Origin of the sequence: Flagellimonas hymeniacidonis (assembly GCF_008040165.1) — a bacterium.
Taxonomy (GTDB): Bacteria; Bacteroidota; Bacteroidia; order Flavobacteriales; family Flavobacteriaceae; genus Flagellimonas; species Flagellimonas hymeniacidonis.
In genome coordinates, this window is sequence record NZ_VRUR01000002.1 from 681,170 (window position 1) to 698,495 (window position 17,326).

Genomic DNA, 17,326 nt, shown 5'->3' on the forward strand with positions numbered 1-17,326 from the left:
ATCAGCTGGTTTCCTCCACTCGATTGTCGTCAAACGCGGAAGGCAATAATTTAGGAATCAATTTAATAAAAATTGGTAACAAAACGGCACCTCCTGGCAACATAAAAATAGCTAAGGAAGGAATACTTTTAAAGATATCGAGTAATTGGTTTTGAACTTTTTTCTTCTCATCTGAGTCCAATTCTTTCACGGCAGATTTTGATAAAAGCGCAACTAATTCTTTACTTTCAGTAAGCTCTCTTTTGAGTCTTTTGCTATTTCTTAAAATTAATTTGCTAACGTTTTTCGACATTCCATCATAAAATTGAAGGGCCAAATTTTTGTCTTTTAAATAGGCAACTTTGTCGCTATTTTTTTCAAAGAAATCCTTTACAAAATCCAAGGCCGATTTCACCTCTTTTTTAGACTTCTCAAGATCCTTTCCAAGACTCAGAATATAATCGGATTCTGTATAGTCCAGAGACTTGTCTTCCCAAATGGTCAAGCAAGCCATGTCCATAAAATAATCCTTCTCACATTTGGTAAAATTTTGCTTTAGTACATCTCTATAGGTACCATCAAAATTCGACTCTTCTGAATTCACATATGTTAAGGAAGATGCTAAAAGTTGTATGAGTTTTGCATCTGCTTTCTTTGCTTCTTTGGAATTTAGAGCATGGTAGGCAATATTAATAGTTACATATTCCAACAATTGTGCATGTTCCATTATGGAAGTATACCCTTGCAGGTAAACTCTAAAAATCAATACATCTACATATAAAAGAGAATTGGTAAGACTGTTCCCAAATGCCCTATTAAAGGCATTCCCGCCTAAGTATATTCTAGAGTCCAATAGTTTTTCTAACTGCGATTCCGTCTGTTTTCCACTTAGAATCTTGTTTAGAAAGGATATTTTGCCAACCTCTAAAGATTGATAATAATCAAAAACTGTGTTTACAAAAAGTTCAAAATCCGAGTCACCTTTTTCAAATCGGAAAGTGAAATAAAGTGCTGTGAGTAAATTGATCTTGGCCACTTCATCCTCAGTCAAAGCATGCTCAACATCAATAAATGAAGGAATGTCCAGATGGATACCATAGACGAACCCATTCTTTTTTAAATCTTGATATAAACTTTCAAAATTGGGAAAGTGCGCCGTTTCACCTTGTGCTAGATGCCCAAACTTGTTAATCCATCCAGAAGAAGAGGGGTTCATTAGGTTAAATTTTGTCTTTCAAAATAACACAAATTAAAAGACTTAATACGAAGAATCGCCATCCTTTTAGGTTAAAAGCACATTAAGTTTTTTTTAACATATAAAAACCAAACCCTCTTTCTAAAGGTTCCGTAGGTAGGAACGTAATAAACATAAAAAGTAAATTCAAAATGAAAAAAACAACTAAGTATTTAACAGGCATGGGCACATTGGTCCTTGCAACAATAGCACTAGTGGCAGCAGATCATATTGATGCGCCATCCTCGAGAGGGACGACTGCCGACATTGCTGATTTTTTTGCATTTGAACCAAGTGAAGGTTCAGATGACACCACTTTTATTGTAGATCTTCAGTCCGATGTACTGCCAGAACTAGCTTATGGCACCTTTGATGAGGATGTGCTTACTGAAATCAATATTGATTTAGATGGGGATTTAGTGGAAGATCAGGTGATTCAAGCTATTGCTAGAGATGGTAAAATGTATTTCTTTGGACCTGTTGCCCCATCTACAACGGGATTAAGCAGCCAAGTTTTAACTGATGCTGCCCTTGGAAATGTTGAAATATCATCTACAACTCCAATAGTAGAAACAACGACAGAGGGCGTTTCCTTGTTTGCCGGGCCAAGGCAAGATCCATTTTTCTTTGACTTCTTTCAGTTCAATGCGGTTATCTCTCCAGAGATGGATTCTGCGCCTGGCGGATTTTTTGCTCCCGAGGAAGCAACGGACACCTTTGATGGGGCCAATACACTTTCCATTGCTATTGAAATTCCAAACAGTATGCTGGGCACTCCAACAGCTACAAATGCATTAGGATTAAATGTGTACAAGACTTGGGTGACAACAAACAAAAAACAATAATTAAACATTTAAAATTTAGAAACATGAAACTTAAGCAGATTAAAAGCATAATGGCCTCACTATTTATTTTGAGTTTAGTGGTAGCCTGTAGCAGTGATGACGACGCAATGGTGCCAGATGATATGGCTATGGATGATGATATGATGATGGATGATGATATGATGGACGATGACATGATGGGGGTAGACTTTTCTGGAACCTTTTCCCAAGTAGATTTTATGGGGAGACCAGGAATAAATACCACTTTAAGTTTTGACTTGGATGGACAATCCAGCGTGAAAGATGCACATAACGTAGCTATTCCTTCAGAGATGGTAAGCATTTTTCAAGAAGGTTTTGAAAACAGATTGGAACAATACCATGATGTATACGCCAACAAGTTAGGGTTGGATCCCGCCGCTGTAAACTATGAAAACAACATTCTTGGTTTGGATGCCACCACGCTTACCACTGTTTTGGCAGCAGATGTATTGGAAGTAGCACCAGATTTACCTACCACTTACTTTAATCCGGGGACCGATTTTGATAATGATGGGCGCATTTTGGTTCCAGATGGTGACGAGGTTGCTTTAACAGGAAGAACACCTAGTGACGATATTATTGATGTTTCTTTGATATTGTTCTTTGGTGGAGCGGAAGGCAATCGCTTTAGCGGACAAGATTTGGATGACGATGGTGTGTCAGACCTGCCCAGATTGACTTCAGACGGAGTAGGCTTAACCGCCGAGATTTCTACAACTTTCCCTTATTTGGGAAATCCTGAGTAATTGCTATGAAAGGGAAGGGGAGGGGACTTTGTCCTCTCCCTTATTTAAAACTACAACTACAACAAAACATACAAAAATGAAATATACACTATTGTTTTTAGCGACAATTTTGATGGTTTCATGCCAGCAAGAATCAAAATTTAGAACACATCAAGAAGATTACAATCAGTATTTAGTTGCCACTCCAGCAAAAACAACTTCAAAATACTTTGAACTCTGGAATGCCAAAATAAAACAGGACAGCACACAACTATTGAGTTTCGGTAATGTGGCGAGTGAGTACAATCGCTTTTTTCAAAACACGGGCGATATTCAATATTTAAAGAAAGCAGAACAGGCACTCACCAAAGCCGTAGAGATAGCAGCGATTGGTAAGGCAGGATATAAAAGGGCGTTAGCTCGCAACTATATTTCGCAACATAGATTCAAGGAAGCTTTAAAACTTGCGGAATCTGCGAGGGAATTGGGTAGTGGCCTTGACGAATCCCGTAGCTTATTGTTTGATGTTCACCTAGAACTGGGCAATTATGATAAAGCAGAAGCATATCTTGATAGTCTTCAAAATATGTCTGACTTCGGATACTTGATTCGGTTGGCAAAATGGAATGATCATAAGGGAGATTTAGATACTACAATCCGCTTAATGGAAAAGGCCAAAATAAAAGCGGAGTCATCCAAGAATAAAGGGCTATTAATCTGGTCTTACACCAATTTAGCAGATTATTATGGACATGCAGGGCGTATTAAGGATTCATATGTATACTATTTAAAGGCTCTGGAACTTGATAATCAAAATGCATATGCAAAAAAAGGACTTGCTTGGATTGTCTTCTCCCACGAAAGAAATGGAAAAGAAGCACTTCGTATTCTGGATGCGGTTTTAGAAACCCATAAATCACCAGATTACTATTTGTTGAAAGCAGAAATTGCAGAATTCATGGGCGAAGAATTACTTAAAATGAAAGCTTTTGATGACTACTATACTATGGTGCAGAACAAAGCCTATGTTGATATGTACAATAGTTACAATATAGACTTTTACTTGAATGAATTACTGGCTAACGATAAGGCGATAGCACTGGCCAAAGTAGAAGTTAAGAATAGACCAACCCCAGAATCATACGATTTATTGGCCTACAGTTTTTTCAAAAAAGGAGAAAAAGAGAAGGCCTTGGAACTTGTCGAAAACCATATTAGTGGCAAAACATTTGAACCAGCTATCCTGCAACATGCAGCTGAAATATATAAAGCTAACGGATTAGATTCCAAGGTTTCCGCATTGAAAGAAGAGCTTCTAGGTGCTATTTACGAGTTAGGGCCAACCAAGGAGGGCCAAATTCTAAACCTATAGACCGGTTGATTTATGAAAGGGAAGAGAACATTCATAAAGCAGACATTCTTTATGCAGATTTTTCTGCTATGGGCTTGGCCGATGTTATGCCAGACGAGTTTTTCGGGAAAACTTGTTGATCATACGGGAAAACCTGTTTCAGAAGCCTATATCATTAACAAAAGTGATGAGACATACAGCTATTCAGATGAATTTGGACAGTTTGTATTGAAGGATGCCAGGGTTGGCGATTCTATCGAGGTAGGTGCTTTGGGATTAAAAAAAGAATGGATTTTGGTAACAGATAAAACTGTAAATAGGGACTTTATCGTTGTTATGACTGAGGATGTGTATCAACTAAGGGAGGTAATTGTTCGCCCTACGCTGAATACCTTAAATGAGATTATAGATGTTGATTTGGCCAAAACTCCAGTTAAGTCATCTCAAGAAATACTGAGAAAAGTTCCAGGTTTGTTTATTGGTCAGCATGCAGGTGGAGGAAAAGCAGAACAAATGTTTCTTAGAGGCTTTGATCTAGATCATGGCACGGATATTAGCATAAATGTAGATGGAATGCCAGTAAATATGGTTTCCCATGCGCATGGCCAAGGGTATGCGGACCTACATTTTCTTATACCTGAAAGCATCAAAAGTGTGGATTTTGGCAAAGGTCCTTACTATGCTGAAAAAGGGAACTTCAATACCGCGGGCTATGTAGATTTTGAAACCAAAAATGTTTTAAATGAAAACGTGGCTGAGATACAGTTAGGCAGTTTTGGATTAAAAAGAGGGTTGGGCATGTTCAATGTTGTAAACACAAACGAAGACAAGGCGTATTTAGCTTCTGAAATTATCGCTTCGGAAGGGTATTTTGAATCTCCACAGGATTTTGAAAGGATTAACCTCTTTGGGAAGTATAGCCATTTATTTTCAAATGGAAGTAGGTTGACAGTGGGAGCAAACCATTTTCAAAGTACATGGAACGCTTCTGGCCAAATTCCTGAAAGAGCTGTGTTAAGTGGATTAATAGGTAGGTTTGGAAGTATAGATGATACCGAAGGAGGTACAACTTCGCGTACCTCCATGAATCTTGGTTTCAATACGGTTTTTGAAAATGATGTTAACTTGAAATTGTCTGCGTTTGTGACAAATTATCAATTTCAATTATTTTCCAATTTCACATTTTTATTAAATGACCCAGTTAATGGCGATCAAATAAAACAGGAGGAAAATCGACTTCTTTCAGGATTTGATCTGAGACTTAGCAAGACTTTTGATTTGGAGGACAAATCACTTACCATCAAAGCCGGAACAGGTGTTCGCAATGACGACATTAAGGATATTGAACTTTCGCGTACCCTGAATAGAAATTCAACCCTTCAAAATGTTCAACTGGGAGATATTACCGAAAGAAATACCTACGCGTTTTTATCCGGAAAACTTAAATGGAAAACTTGGTTGATGAATTTTGGCCTTAGATTAGATGGATTCTCTTTTAAGTATGCAGATTTTCTTCAAAACTCATCTACTAATGAGAGAACAGCGGATATGCTTTTCTCTCCCAAGTTAAATTTGGTGTATACCCCAAATAATAAGATGCAATACTATATAAAATCTGGGGTAGGATTTCATAGTAATGACACCAGGACTGTTTTGCAAAGTACAAACCAAAAACTTCCAAAGGCTTATGGAGTTGATCTTGGAGCCATTTGGAAACCGATGGAAGGCCTCTTGTTTAATGCTGCTTTATGGACACTACAATCAGATCAGGAATTCGTTTATGTGGGTGACGAAGGAATAGTGGAACCTAATGGAAAATCTGCCCGTTATGGATTGGATTTGGGAGTACGTTCGCAACTAAACAACCAGATTTTTTTATATGCAGATGCTACCTACAGTCATGCAAGGAGCTTAGAAGCTGAGCAGGGAATGGATTATATTCCTTTAGCTCCTGGCTTTACCTTATCAGGAGGTTTACAATTTTCAAAAATGGGGAACTTTTCAGGAGGATTAACCTATAGGTATCTTGGAAACCGGCCTGCCAATGAGGATTTTTCCATTGCTGCCGAAGGATATTTTATTACTGATATGAATATGAATTATGCTGTTAACAATAACATCTCACTGACTTTTGGTATAGAAAATATGTTCAATACAAAATGGAAAGAAGCACAATTTGTAACGAACTCTAGATTACTTGGAGAAGAAGTCGCAATTGAGGAAATTCATTTCACCCCAGGTACCCCTTTCTCCATAAGGACAGGGCTGCGGTACGTTTTTTAGAAATAGGAAATAGGTGTTTTTATGGTAAAACAACTAATGTAAAGATTGTTGTTTGGTTGTATGTTGTTTTTAGGAAGCGCCATGGGAGTACCGTGGCGTTTTCCTTTAATTTTCAAGTTTTTTGACCTCCTCATCAGGATGAAGAATTTCAATACCTTTTTGAATAACCAGATTGGTGGGAATAGAAATCTTTCTACCATCATCGGTTCGCATAAAAAGGTAAAAACCACTAATATCTTCAACTTTTCCCGTCCAGTCAAAATCTTTGTCCATTACCCTCACGCGATCTCCAAGACGCAACGGATGACTAAAAAATAAAATAACACTAGCCGTTAAATTTGAAAGTATGGACCATTGAGCCACAAAACCAATTCCAACGATGGCAAGAAAAGAAGAAATGAAAACGGAGAATTCTTGTAAATTAACTCCCCAAATTAAGGTGATTACGATAACAGCAAGCCCATAAAAAAACAAGTTACTTAAATAGAAAATGATTTTTCTATTGTTCATGTCTATTGCACTGATTTTACCAAACCTTCTAATTGCTCTTTTGCTCAAAGAATTCAAACCAAATATGACCATCAGTAAAATAAACGTGACTAGAATCTGAACTTTATAAGACATGATACCCTCCATACCAGTTGTAATTTATGCTAGTGCAAATTACCTATTTATAATTTGTTTTCAAGCCGTCTTCAAATTTTTGATTTTTTAAAAGAAGGGCAGTTAAATACAAATTTTTCTACAATGATAAAGATCATATTCTTTGATTATTGAGTGGACTAGTTTTGGCTAAATTTTAAACACGCAACGATGAAAAAAATTGGAATTTCTTTATTGGTAGTGCTCTTAAGCTCTATGAACTTTGTAATAGCACAGGACCAAGCAACAAATGATAATGGGAGTAAATGGCAATTCAGATTGAGAGGAATTGTGGTGACACCAGATGAAAGTGCCGATATTGAGGCTATTGGTGGAGATGCGTCAATATCCACTACTGTGGTACCAGAACTGGATATTTCTTATTTCTTTGATGAAAACTGGTCAGTAGAATTGATTTTAGCCACCACCAAGCACGATGTTGAAGCGGTTGGAACTTCAGCTGGCGATATAGATTTAGGTCACGTATGGTTACTTCCACCAACTTTAACAGGACAGTATCATTTTACTGGTGGCGATTTGGTACCATATCTAGGTGCAGGATTTAACTTAACCCTGTTTTACGGAGTGGATGAGGGCCCTGTAGCGGATGATGTAGACTATGATACTTCCATAGGTTATGCATTACAAGGTGGGTTCGATTATATGCTCAACGACAAATGGTTTTTAAACGTCGATGTTAAAAAACTCTTCTTGAGCACAGATGCAACTATAGATGCAACTACCGCACTTGGTGCAACAGTCGGTGCAGATGTTGATATTAATCCTTGGATTATTGGATTTGGGGTAGGAGTAAAACTGTAGTTTTAGTTTCTCGGTTTAATAAAAAAAAAACGGCTTGGGGTGACCAAGCCGTTTTTACTTTGGATGCTTTTTAGTTAATGCCCTCTACATGTTTTATTGGTCTTACCTCCATACGCCAGATACCTTCCTCAAACCTTGGATCTTGTTTTGCAATGGCAATGGCTTCATCCAAATCTTTTGCCAATAAATGGTAGTACCCCGAAATAATTTCTTTGGTTTCATTATAGGGTCCGTCAACAATTTGGCCATTTTTGTATGATAACATGGTGCCTTGCATTTCCAATGGTTGTGCTGATTTCATCCTACCTTCCTCAGTAAGCCTTTTTAAATACCCTCCAATTTTTTCAATATGCTGTTGCATTTGTTCTGGTGATAAATTGGCTTTAGGCTCTTCCTCACTTCTGATGAGTAATAGAAATTCTCTCATAATACGTTGTTTTAAATTAAGATTTGCCCCTAAGACAACTGAGATGGAGGAATAAGGACAAGGGTATTGATTTTTTTTTGTAAAAGTTCTTTATCCCTTTCATTACGTGCCAAATGGAAAGCTTTTTCGTAATAAAGTTGTGCTTTTTTATGCTTAGAACATTGTTTGTACAATTCCGCCAAGGTAAAATGGTAGAGATAATAATTGGCAATGTCTGACCTAGCTTCCAATTGAAACAATTCTTCAATCGCTTTTTCATTTCCTTCAACCTCAGAAAAAGCTACGATTCGGTTTAGGTGTACAATGGGAGAGTCTTCCAGTAACAACAATTGATCATATAGTGCTAGTATTTGCACCCAATTGGTAGCCTCATAGGAAGGTGAAATACAATGATTTGCTGAGATAGTTGCCAAAATACCATATTTGTTTATGCTATTCCCTTCAGTAATTCTATTCAAATACTGAGTGCCAGTCTGGATGAGTGGAGCATCCCATTTAGACCGGTCTTGTTCTTTTAAATCGATGATTTCACCATCATCTGAAATACGTGACTTAAACCTAGATATATTGAAGTACATTAATGCCAAAAGGGCGTAACAATCTGTTTTGTCCACAATGTTGTTGCTTTCTGTTAATAGTTTTGCTAGGCGAATAGCCTCTAAACAAAGGTCGGAACGAACGACACTATTCTTATGGGAAGGAAAATAGCCTTCTGTAAAAATGAGATAAATGGTTTTGAGTACGGAGCCTAGCCTTTCTTCAATTACATCTTTTGAATCAAGATCAAAGGAAATTGTACGCATTTGCTTTCTTCCGCGAACAAGTCTCTTATTTATGGTCTGTTCATTAGAAAAGAAGGCATTGGCTATTTCCACAATACTAAAGCCCGATAAAATCTTTAAAATAAGCGCAATTTGAGCATTTTCTGAAATTGAAGGATGGCAACAGAAATACATCATTTTCAATTGGCTGTCTTCTATAATTTCCTCAGAAAAAGAAAACGCTTCATCTAAACGTGGTCTTTCAATGGAATTTGCGTAATCTCGTTGGTGTTTTTTCCGTTTAAGAACGTTTAGGGTAATGTTTTTTGCAGTGGTGTATAACCAAGCCTTGGGGCTTTCGGGAATACCCCGCATTTCCCAATGTTCTGTGGCTTTTAGCAAAGCCTCCTGAACAATATCTTCGGCTGTTTCAACATTTTCTGTTCCTAAATAACGAGTAATAACAGCAACAAGCTTTCCATATTCATTTCTGAAAAAATGAGAAGTCAACTCATGGCTTCGGGTCAAATTAGGATCACTCATTTATAAAGATACCTTTCTTTGGTTAATTTACTTCAGTTTTAGTCTAAACCCATAAACTTGCAGTTTACATTGTTTAAAGTCTAAATCTTCTGATCTTTTGAAACCCAGGTTTTCATACATTCTCCATGCAATTTTCATAAAATCTGTAGTGTGTATAACAACATGTTGATGATTTTTCTCTTTGGCTTTGTTAATGCAAGCTTTGCTTAACGCTTTTCCTACTCCTAACCCTCTTGCAGAATCATTTACAGCCAGAAGTCGAAAACCAGAGGCGTTTTTTTCCAAGGGAGCAGTGCCTCCGGAGCCATAATGCTGCATATCACTAAAATATAGCACACCACCCAAGATTTCCCCTTCATTGGATAGTGCAACCAATAGTTCCGTATCAGGTTTCTTTGTGAAATCTCCTATATTGGCGAGGGTATTATAATATTGTGGTTGCTCATCCGCTTTTGGGAATCCTTCCAGTTCAGAATAGACTTTAACCATCAGTTTCCCTATTTCTTTAAACTCTGATGACTTCGCATTCCTAATAGTAAATACGTCAATTGATTTTTTAAGCGGAAAACGTTTGGTGTAGCGCTCCTTAAAACTTTTCTGTTGCAACGCTTGTTCCAAATGGGAGAGTTTTTCTAGAAAATCAGAGTCCACCACCTCTTTTAATACATCTTGAATCCGTTGCCACTCTTTTTCAAATAGGGGCAATACATTTCTCCCGTTTTTTGATAACTGAATGAGCATTTTTCTACCGTCTTTTTCATCTTTAAAGGTTTCTAAATAACCTTGCTCCTTCATTTTTCGGGTTATTTTTATCATAGCTGGATGGGAAAACCCCAAAGCTTGGGCAATTTCCGTTACAGTGAGTCTTTCTCTCTGTTTTAACAACAAAAAGATAACATGCCAGTTAGGTTCAATATCTAGATTTAAGCTAGAATAGTGATCGATGGTGCTAGAAACGATCTTTTCGTTTAATCGTTTTATGCGTGCGGTGAAGCCTAAATGCTCCAATTCTGGAAGAAAATCGTGATTCATGATAATTTACGTAACTGGTTACGTAAATATAATTCAAACCCGACAATTGATATTTATACTTTATCAATTAATTAAGAAAAAAGCAGTTAGGGACCAACTGCACCCAGGGTATAGAGCTGATCTAGGGTAGGGGTTTCGCTACCACCTTCTGGCTCCAAGGTAATTCCAAATGCCTCAGTGGCATCATTGGGGTTAGGAAGTGTAAACATTTTGTTGTTATCTGCGGTAAAATCTTCTAGAAGTCCAATACTAGTCGGTGTTAGTGGATCCAACTTTAATGACCATACCTGATATGCATACCCATCTGGAGGTTCTGGGAGTCCTTGTGCATCAATAATGACATTTTCTTCTTCTTTGTTCCAATACGCTTTGGCATAAGACCTTGGGGATACGGTTTGCCCTCCTAAATCTATTACAGTAACATTTTTGTCGCGTAATGCTTGAAGTAGGGTTTCTTGACTTGTTACTTTGTTACGTACTCCAGATAGAATTTCTTCCAGACTTTGCTTTTCTTGATTGGTGATCTCTATTTCCGATTTTAGAGTATTGTTTTCCAGATAAACCCATATTAATCCTGCAGCAAACAACAGGGAAGCAGCCCAGCCTAAATAGCTGTTCCATGGAGTTTTCTTTTCGGAAGCGGTAGGCAAAAATGGAATTAGATCATCCAGTTCAGGTTTTAGTTTATTAAAACCATCTTCTGGAATTCCGGGAGAGACCGTTTTGGTCAGTTGCAACATTGCGGCTTCAATGGCCTCAATTTCTTTTTGAATTTTGGGATATTGTATGGCATAGTGCTGCACCTCCAAATTTTCTTCAGGGCTAAGTGATCCAGCAATGTAGAGTTCTAAAACTCCGGACGCTATGTATTTTTCAATATCCATTTATAACTGTGTGTTTTTCCGTAATTCGGAAATACAACTTCGCAAACGTGTTTTTATCGTGCCAATAGGCGTTTTTAGTTCTTTAGATACTTCTTTTTGTGTATACCCTTTAAAATAAAGCAAATCTATCAAAAGAATACATTTGTCTTTTAGCCCTTTTAATAAGGACTGCAAACCAATGGCATCAATTTTTCCCTCTAAATCCTCGCCATTTTCATAAGTATCTACGAAAGAATCCATGGAGAGGTTTTTCTTTTGGTTTTTATGGGATTTTGACCGCAGTTCATCGATGGCAGTATTGCGGGCTATGTTCAAAATCCAAGTAAAGAAACGTCCTTTTGAAGCGTCATAATTATCCGATTTATCCCATATTTTGATGAATACATCTTGACAAAGTTCTTGGGAGCGCTCCACATCTTTAATGATGGTATTGATGACCCCACAGATGTTTTCTGCATACATATTGTATAATTTCTCAAAAGCGGTTTTATCCTTTTTCTGAAATTGAAGTATGAGGTCGTCTAAATTCATAGCTGGTCCACCAAAGATATAAAAAGCTATGGTTCAAATTCGACTAAATGCTAGACATGTTGATCAATTAAGATAGCATTGCCATCTGGGTCCATAACGATAAAACTTGCAGGTCCGGTTGTAGTCTCATCGGCTTCAGAAGTAAGTGTTACACCACTTTTTTTAAGCTTTTTTTGAATATCCCGGACATCGTCAAAGGATTGCAATGGTTGTGCATTTTCATCCCACCCCGGATTAAAGGTTAGAATATTATTCTCGAACATTCCTTGAAAAAGGCCAACAAGGGCGTTGCCATTTTTCATGATAAGATAGTTCCGTTCCATTTCACCCGCAAAAACGGTAAACCCCATTTTTTCATAAAAGGTTTTGGAAACTTGCAGATCTTTCACTGCTAGACTAATAGAAAATGCACCTAATTTCATACAATTCTGTTTTAGATTATATAATGGAAATATTGCTCTTTATTGTATTTTCCCATCATGAAAACCGGCTCTTTTCCAAGCCTCTTCTTCATAAACCCAAATATTGGTCACCCTGTATTCACTTTCACTATGCTCCCCATTTTTGGTTGCAGCTGCGGCAACTCTAGCTGTGACAATTGCTGCAGCGTTATGAAATTCGATATTGAGCTGATCCATATCATAACTGTTGATGGTTAAAATACCAGTTTCAATTTCTTGATTTCTCTTTTTCAGATAGTTCAACCATTGTTTTTTACCAATTACTTTGGAAGTTCCATTAGTATGCTTGTAATTATCAGTAATCATAGATTCCAATACAGACAATTTGCCATCAGCAAAAGCAGTGTTGAATGTATCTATTGCCAAAATCAATTCATTTTTTTGTGCCTCGGTAAGTTGTCGGGATTGATTATCGCATGCTACCAAAAACGATAAGAAAATGAAAATATAGAGAAATGATAATTTGTAAGAGTTCATTTTATAATAGCTATCAATACATGATAAACTTAAGAAATTAAATCCGTGTAAGACATTCTGAATTTTGAAGGATTTTATTGGGGATTATTCGCCTTTAAACTTCCGAGGACCAGAAACATTAAAAAAGCCAGGCCTAAATATCCCACCAAACTATACGAATTAAAAGTTGAGAAGCAAAGGCTAAAAATGGACGGTGCAAGAGCGCTTGCCAAAATTAGAAAACTCATTATTTTACCTGTGATGGCACCTAAATGATCCCTTCCAAAGAAGCGGGGCCAGGCTAGAGCATTCAAAACTGCAAAAAAACCGCCCATAATGCCAAAACCAACTATTAAAAATGGTTTCCCTATTGGAGTGGTCAAAAATAGAAAGCCTATGGAAGCCAAAATGCCTCCAAGTAACATTAAATAAAGGTAAAGTTTTAATGGTAAGCGATTGCTCAACCAATTAAATACAGTAGATACTGTAACCGCTACCACCGAACCGGGCAGAAAAATAGAAATGGCGTCTGATTTGGGGAATCCTTCACTTGCAAAAATGGATACCACATGAAATGTAAGTCCAGTAATGAAAAAACTATTAAATGCTAGCATAAGGCCATACATCCAGAAAGAACGGGTGTTCATTGCTTCTTTTAGGGTGAATTGTTTATGGGCTAACACCTTGTTTTCTTCTTTGGGATTTGTCCTGTTACTATCCCCATCTGGTAGGAGTCCATGTTCTTCAGGCTTATTTTTATAGAATAGAAAAACGAGAACACTAAAAATCAATAATCCTATTGCAAAGTAACGCCAGGTAATCTCCCAGCCATTATTGTCTATGAGTGTATTTATCCAAATGGGAGACGAGGAAAAACCAAATGATAGTGCCACGCTACTAAACATATTTACCTTGCCACGATTTTTATCGAACCAAATCATGATCATATTCCTAGAGGCCATTGTTAATACCCCTTGTCCTGCAAATCGCAATAAAAAGAAAAGGCATGTCATCAGTGAAAAAGGAATCCACCAAGTATGATTGTTCAATGTATTTTTGATGAATTCGCTCATTTGTACTGACCATGAGCAAAGAAAAAGTGTAGTCACCAAAGTAAGTGTCGCAAAAAAGGCAACATATCGTGCACCATATCTATCGAACCAGACACCCGCACGCCCAATAACCAAAGAACTTATGATGGTTCCAATCATATAGGCATTGCTAAACTGGTTGCGACTAAGACCCAAAGCATCCTTTACTGGGTCTGTAAAAACAGATACGCCTATGGTTTGCCCGGGTATACTACAATAGACCCCAATGGCACCAATGACCAGAATAATGTAACCGTAAAAAAAAGGACTTTTTGTAGGGTTAATAAAATGGTTTTTTTTGGATTGGGCCATGATTGGTTTTCGGCCACTAAAGTAGTTGTTTGCCCTTAAGAATAAATCAAAAGAAAAAGAAAATACGGGATCAAGCTATATTGATTCCCTTTAACACCAAGGTTTTCCACTCAGGGTGTCTTTTAATATACATAGCAACAAAGGGGCACAAAGGAATTAGTGTTAAATCACGGACCTTGATATATTCCAGTGCTTGTTTAATAAGTTCGGAGCCAATACCCTTGCCCTCATAATCTCTAGGCACTTCTGTATGGGTGAGGTAAATTTTTTCTTTGGCCTTTATATACTCTATCTTAGCAATGGATTCTCCTATACTAAATTGAAATTCCTTTGCTTCAGCATTGTCAATAAGTAGGTAATCAGAGTCCATTTTTTAAGTATTAGGGTGACGGTAACTTAAAGCACCTGAGGGGCATTTGGCAATTTGATTCTTCAACTCATCTGTAGTCGCATTTTCGGCCTTTATCCACGGCTTTTCTTTAGGATTATAGACATTAGGCAACATTTTCACACAGATTCCTGCATGTTCACATAATTTTGGTTTCCAGACCACAAAGATCTCCCCATTAGAATATTCTTTTGTTATGTCCATTTTGAGACAGGGATTAAGTTATTATCGTTTGCTTTAAATTATATTAAAAAGAGCTGCTTTTAAGCAGCTCTTTTACCATTTATTATTGAATAATTCCCGTACAGGCAACACGAGCACCAGCGGCACCGCTGGGCTGGGAAGTGAAATCATCCACTCCTTGGTGAACAATGACCGCTTTGCCAACTATATTCTTGGTTTCGTCATCACAGCCTATGCACCATTCACTGGTGGCAAAATCAACGGTAGCATTGCCTTCTGCGTCAGCTACAAAATTACCGATATCGCCTTTGTGATACCCATCTGCAGCACCCCACTTGGCATGTGGTTGAAAGGTAGGATTCCAATGTCCACCAGTAGATTTTCCATCGGCAGAGGAGCAGTCCGCCTTCTCATGGATGTGGATTGCATGCTCGCCTTCGGTAAGGCCAGACAATGTAGCTTTCATGATTACAGTTCCGTTTTCCTCTGTAAAAGTAACTTCTCCACTAACACCGCTATCACTCTTTGGTTCCATGGAAAATTTGATTGACTTCACTTCTACTACCTCTTCTATAATTTCTTCGACAACATCTTCGGAAGTTGCTTCTGCCTCTTTTTTAGCTTGTTTACAGCTGAACGCTGTGATTAATACTAGTGCCAAGGGAAGCGCAATTATTTTTTTCATCGTAAGTATTTTTAGGTTTTGTCTAAGGTACAGATTATTTAAGGAGGTGTCAATAGTTTTGTTTGTTCGTCATTAGCACTCTTTTTTTATTGGATTTAAATAGAAAATGAAAGTGCTTAAAATCATTGAACCCATTAAATTAAAATACTAATTTTTTCTTTCAACCGTTAACAACATATAGCTTGAAGCTATTAAACAGGCTTTAAAAAAGATAGATATGTTGGTTCATCAACCTTCAAATTATATTAATTTCCTTAAGTATTGCAAAAAGAGAAAGTCTTTTTGCAAAGGGTATCATCATTTAAAAGAAGCTTGGTTCAATGGGCATATTGACTATAGTGACTATGTGAGGTCTCTTTCTAAAATCCAAAAGTCTGCAATAGAGTTGGAACTGCATTATTTTGATATTCTACATATGCGCCTTTAGTCAGTCAACACTTCCTTATTGACTACGAAACAAGATTGGTAATAATCTGCGTCTCACTGTGTAGTGTTTTGTGCACCGGACATTTATCAGCAATTTGCATTATTCTTGCCCTTTGTTTATCATCCAGATTCCCATTTAGTTTTATTTCACGGTGAAATGTATCAATCTTCGCTTGATCATTCTCACAATTCTCACAATCTTCCGCATGTGATTTACTGTAAGATGTGTGCACTTCAACATTATCCACTGGCCACCCTTTTCTTCTGGCATACATTTGAATGGTCATCACTGTACATGCAGAAAGGCCTGCAGAAACGAGTTCATATGGCGAAGGCCCAAAATCATTGCCCCCATAAGAAGTAGGCTCATCCGCAATCATATAATGATTGCCCACTTTCATTTGTGTTGTAAAACCATCTTCACCGTCTAAACTTGCTGCAACTTGATGTTTTGTTCTTAATCTGGAATCTACTTTTTCTGAAACATCCAAATAACGCTTGGCCCAACCAGAAATTACTTCTCCTACATAAATGGAATCTTCTTTTCTTGATAGCAAGTGGTCCGCGCCATCCAAGGAAACAAAGCTTTTGGGGTGATGGGCAGAAATGTAGATTTCCTCAGCATTCTTAATCCCAACAGTGTCATCTTGAGGAGAATGTAAAATCAAAAGCGGTTTACGAAGTGCTTTTGCAGTTTCTGGTAGCGATTTGGTTTCCAAATCGTCCAAAAATTGCTTTTTGATTGTAAAATCCCTTCCACTTAAATTGATTACCGCCTTTCCTGTGGATTGAATCTCTTCAACTCCACTTTTTAATAAATGTTTTACATGCACTGGGTTTGAAGGTGCACCAACAGTGGCAACAGCTTTTATGGATGGAATTTCACTAGCGGCGAAGATTGAAGCAGCTCCACCGAGGGAATGTCCGATAATCAGGGTAGGAGCTTCGTAGTTTTCTTCAAGATATTTTGCTGCCGCTACCAAATCCTCAACATTGCCTGAAAAATTAGTGTCCGCAAAATCACCTTCGCTTTCTCCAAGACCAGTAAAATCAAAACGTAAAACACCAAATCCATTAGAAGTTAACGCCTTGCCTATGTTCTTCACGGCCAGCAAGTTTTTATTGCACGTAAAACAATGCGCAAACACAGCATAGTTATGTGGATGTCTATCAACAGGAAGTTCTAAGCGCCCTACCAGCGTTTGCCCTTCCGCATTTTTGAATGTTACTTTTTGAAGCCCCAT

19 protein-coding genes are annotated in these 17,326 nt (G+C 37.6%); 5 read left to right on the forward strand and 14 right to left on the reverse strand.

The features are described 5' to 3' along the window. Nucleotide 1: 1 nt before the first annotated feature. Nucleotides 2-1,195, reverse strand: a complete 1,194-nt coding sequence (locus tag FVB32_RS11910; RefSeq protein ID WP_147744020.1) for an LETM1-related biofilm-associated protein — start codon at nucleotides 1,193-1,195, stop codon at nucleotides 2-4. 170 nt (nucleotides 1,196-1,365) lie between these two features. Here FVB32_RS11910 and FVB32_RS11915 point away from each other — a divergent pair, with 170 nt between their 5' ends. From FVB32_RS11915 to FVB32_RS11930, 4 genes are all read left to right on the forward strand, one after another. Then, a complete protein-coding gene (locus FVB32_RS11915; RefSeq protein ID WP_147744021.1) occupies nucleotides 1,366-2,058 on the forward strand; it encodes a DUF4331 family protein in 693 nt (230 codons plus the stop codon). Between the two features lie 23 nt (nucleotides 2,059-2,081). Then, the gene (locus tag FVB32_RS11920; RefSeq protein ID WP_147744022.1) at nucleotides 2,082-2,825 is read left to right on the forward strand and encodes a DUF4331 domain-containing protein; all 744 of its coding nucleotides are present in this window, start codon (nucleotides 2,082-2,084) and stop codon (nucleotides 2,823-2,825) included. Nucleotides 2,826-2,901: 76 nt separating this feature from the next. After that, entirely contained in the window at nucleotides 2,902-4,176 is a 1,275-nt protein-coding gene (locus FVB32_RS11925; RefSeq protein WP_147744023.1) for a tetratricopeptide repeat protein, read from the forward strand. 12 nt (nucleotides 4,177-4,188) lie between these two features. After that, a complete protein-coding gene (locus tag FVB32_RS11930) occupies nucleotides 4,189-6,438 on the forward strand; it encodes a TonB-dependent receptor (protein ID WP_246139881.1) in 2,250 nt (749 codons plus the stop codon). A 105-nt stretch (nucleotides 6,439-6,543) separates the two neighbouring features. Here FVB32_RS11930 and FVB32_RS11935 read toward each other — a convergent pair whose 3' ends face one another. Beyond that, nucleotides 6,544-7,074, reverse strand: coding sequence for a mechanosensitive ion channel family protein (locus tag FVB32_RS11935; RefSeq protein WP_147744024.1), 531 nt, complete (start codon nucleotides 7,072-7,074; stop codon nucleotides 6,544-6,546). Nucleotides 7,075-7,251: 177 nt separating this feature from the next. Here FVB32_RS11935 and FVB32_RS11940 point away from each other — a divergent pair, with 177 nt between their 5' ends. After that, nucleotides 7,252-7,902 carry an OmpW/AlkL family protein gene (locus FVB32_RS11940; RefSeq protein ID WP_147744025.1) on the forward strand — a complete coding sequence of 217 codons (651 nt, stop codon included), beginning with the start codon at nucleotides 7,252-7,254 and terminating at the stop codon, nucleotides 7,900-7,902. A gap of 70 nt (nucleotides 7,903-7,972) precedes the next feature. Here the strand turns inward: FVB32_RS11940 and FVB32_RS11945 are convergent, their stop codons facing one another. The 12 genes from FVB32_RS11945 to FVB32_RS12000 all read right to left on the reverse strand — a co-directional run bounded on the left by FVB32_RS11945 (nucleotide 7,973) and on the right by FVB32_RS12000 (nucleotide 17,326). Next, nucleotides 7,973-8,329, reverse strand: a complete 357-nt coding sequence (locus tag FVB32_RS11945) for a YciI family protein (protein ID WP_147744026.1) — start codon at nucleotides 8,327-8,329, stop codon at nucleotides 7,973-7,975. 29 nt (nucleotides 8,330-8,358) lie between these two features. Beyond that, entirely contained in the window at nucleotides 8,359-9,633 is a 1,275-nt protein-coding gene (locus tag FVB32_RS11950; protein ID WP_147744027.1) for an RNA polymerase sigma factor, read from the reverse strand. 27 nt (nucleotides 9,634-9,660) lie between these two features. Continuing rightward, nucleotides 9,661-10,665: a bifunctional helix-turn-helix transcriptional regulator/GNAT family N-acetyltransferase gene (locus FVB32_RS11955; RefSeq protein WP_147744028.1), complete on the reverse strand. Its 1,005-nt coding sequence runs from the start codon at nucleotides 10,663-10,665 to the stop codon at nucleotides 9,661-9,663. 86 nt (nucleotides 10,666-10,751) lie between these two features. Further along, on the reverse strand, nucleotides 10,752-11,549 hold the full coding sequence (locus FVB32_RS11960) for an anti-sigma factor (protein ID WP_147744029.1): 798 nt from the start codon (nucleotides 11,547-11,549) through the stop codon (nucleotides 10,752-10,754). After that, a complete protein-coding gene (locus tag FVB32_RS11965; RefSeq protein WP_147744030.1) occupies nucleotides 11,550-12,080 on the reverse strand; it encodes an RNA polymerase sigma factor in 531 nt (176 codons plus the stop codon). Nucleotides 12,081-12,130: 50 nt separating this feature from the next. Beyond that, nucleotides 12,131-12,502 (reverse strand): VOC family protein, encoded by a 372-nt coding sequence (locus tag FVB32_RS11970; RefSeq protein ID WP_147744031.1) that lies wholly within the window; start codon nucleotides 12,500-12,502, stop codon nucleotides 12,131-12,133. A gap of 39 nt (nucleotides 12,503-12,541) precedes the next feature. After that, on the reverse strand, nucleotides 12,542-13,018 hold the full coding sequence (locus FVB32_RS11975; protein WP_147744032.1) for a nuclear transport factor 2 family protein: 477 nt from the start codon (nucleotides 13,016-13,018) through the stop codon (nucleotides 12,542-12,544). Between the two features lie 74 nt (nucleotides 13,019-13,092). Further along, a complete protein-coding gene (locus tag FVB32_RS11980) occupies nucleotides 13,093-14,400 on the reverse strand; it encodes an MFS transporter (protein WP_147744033.1) in 1,308 nt (435 codons plus the stop codon). A 70-nt stretch (nucleotides 14,401-14,470) separates the two neighbouring features. Beyond that, nucleotides 14,471-14,770, reverse strand: a complete 300-nt coding sequence (locus FVB32_RS11985; protein ID WP_147744034.1) for a GNAT family N-acetyltransferase — start codon at nucleotides 14,768-14,770, stop codon at nucleotides 14,471-14,473. 3 nt (nucleotides 14,771-14,773) lie between these two features. Then, nucleotides 14,774-14,992: a (4Fe-4S)-binding protein gene (locus FVB32_RS11990; protein WP_147744035.1), complete on the reverse strand. Its 219-nt coding sequence runs from the start codon at nucleotides 14,990-14,992 to the stop codon at nucleotides 14,774-14,776. Between the two features lie 82 nt (nucleotides 14,993-15,074). Next, entirely contained in the window at nucleotides 15,075-15,656 is a 582-nt protein-coding gene (locus tag FVB32_RS11995; RefSeq protein ID WP_147744036.1) for a superoxide dismutase family protein, read from the reverse strand. Nucleotides 15,657-16,105: 449 nt separating this feature from the next. Further along, nucleotides 16,106-17,326 (reverse strand): bifunctional alpha/beta hydrolase/OsmC family protein, encoded by a 1,221-nt coding sequence (locus FVB32_RS12000; protein ID WP_147744037.1) that lies wholly within the window; start codon nucleotides 17,324-17,326, stop codon nucleotides 16,106-16,108.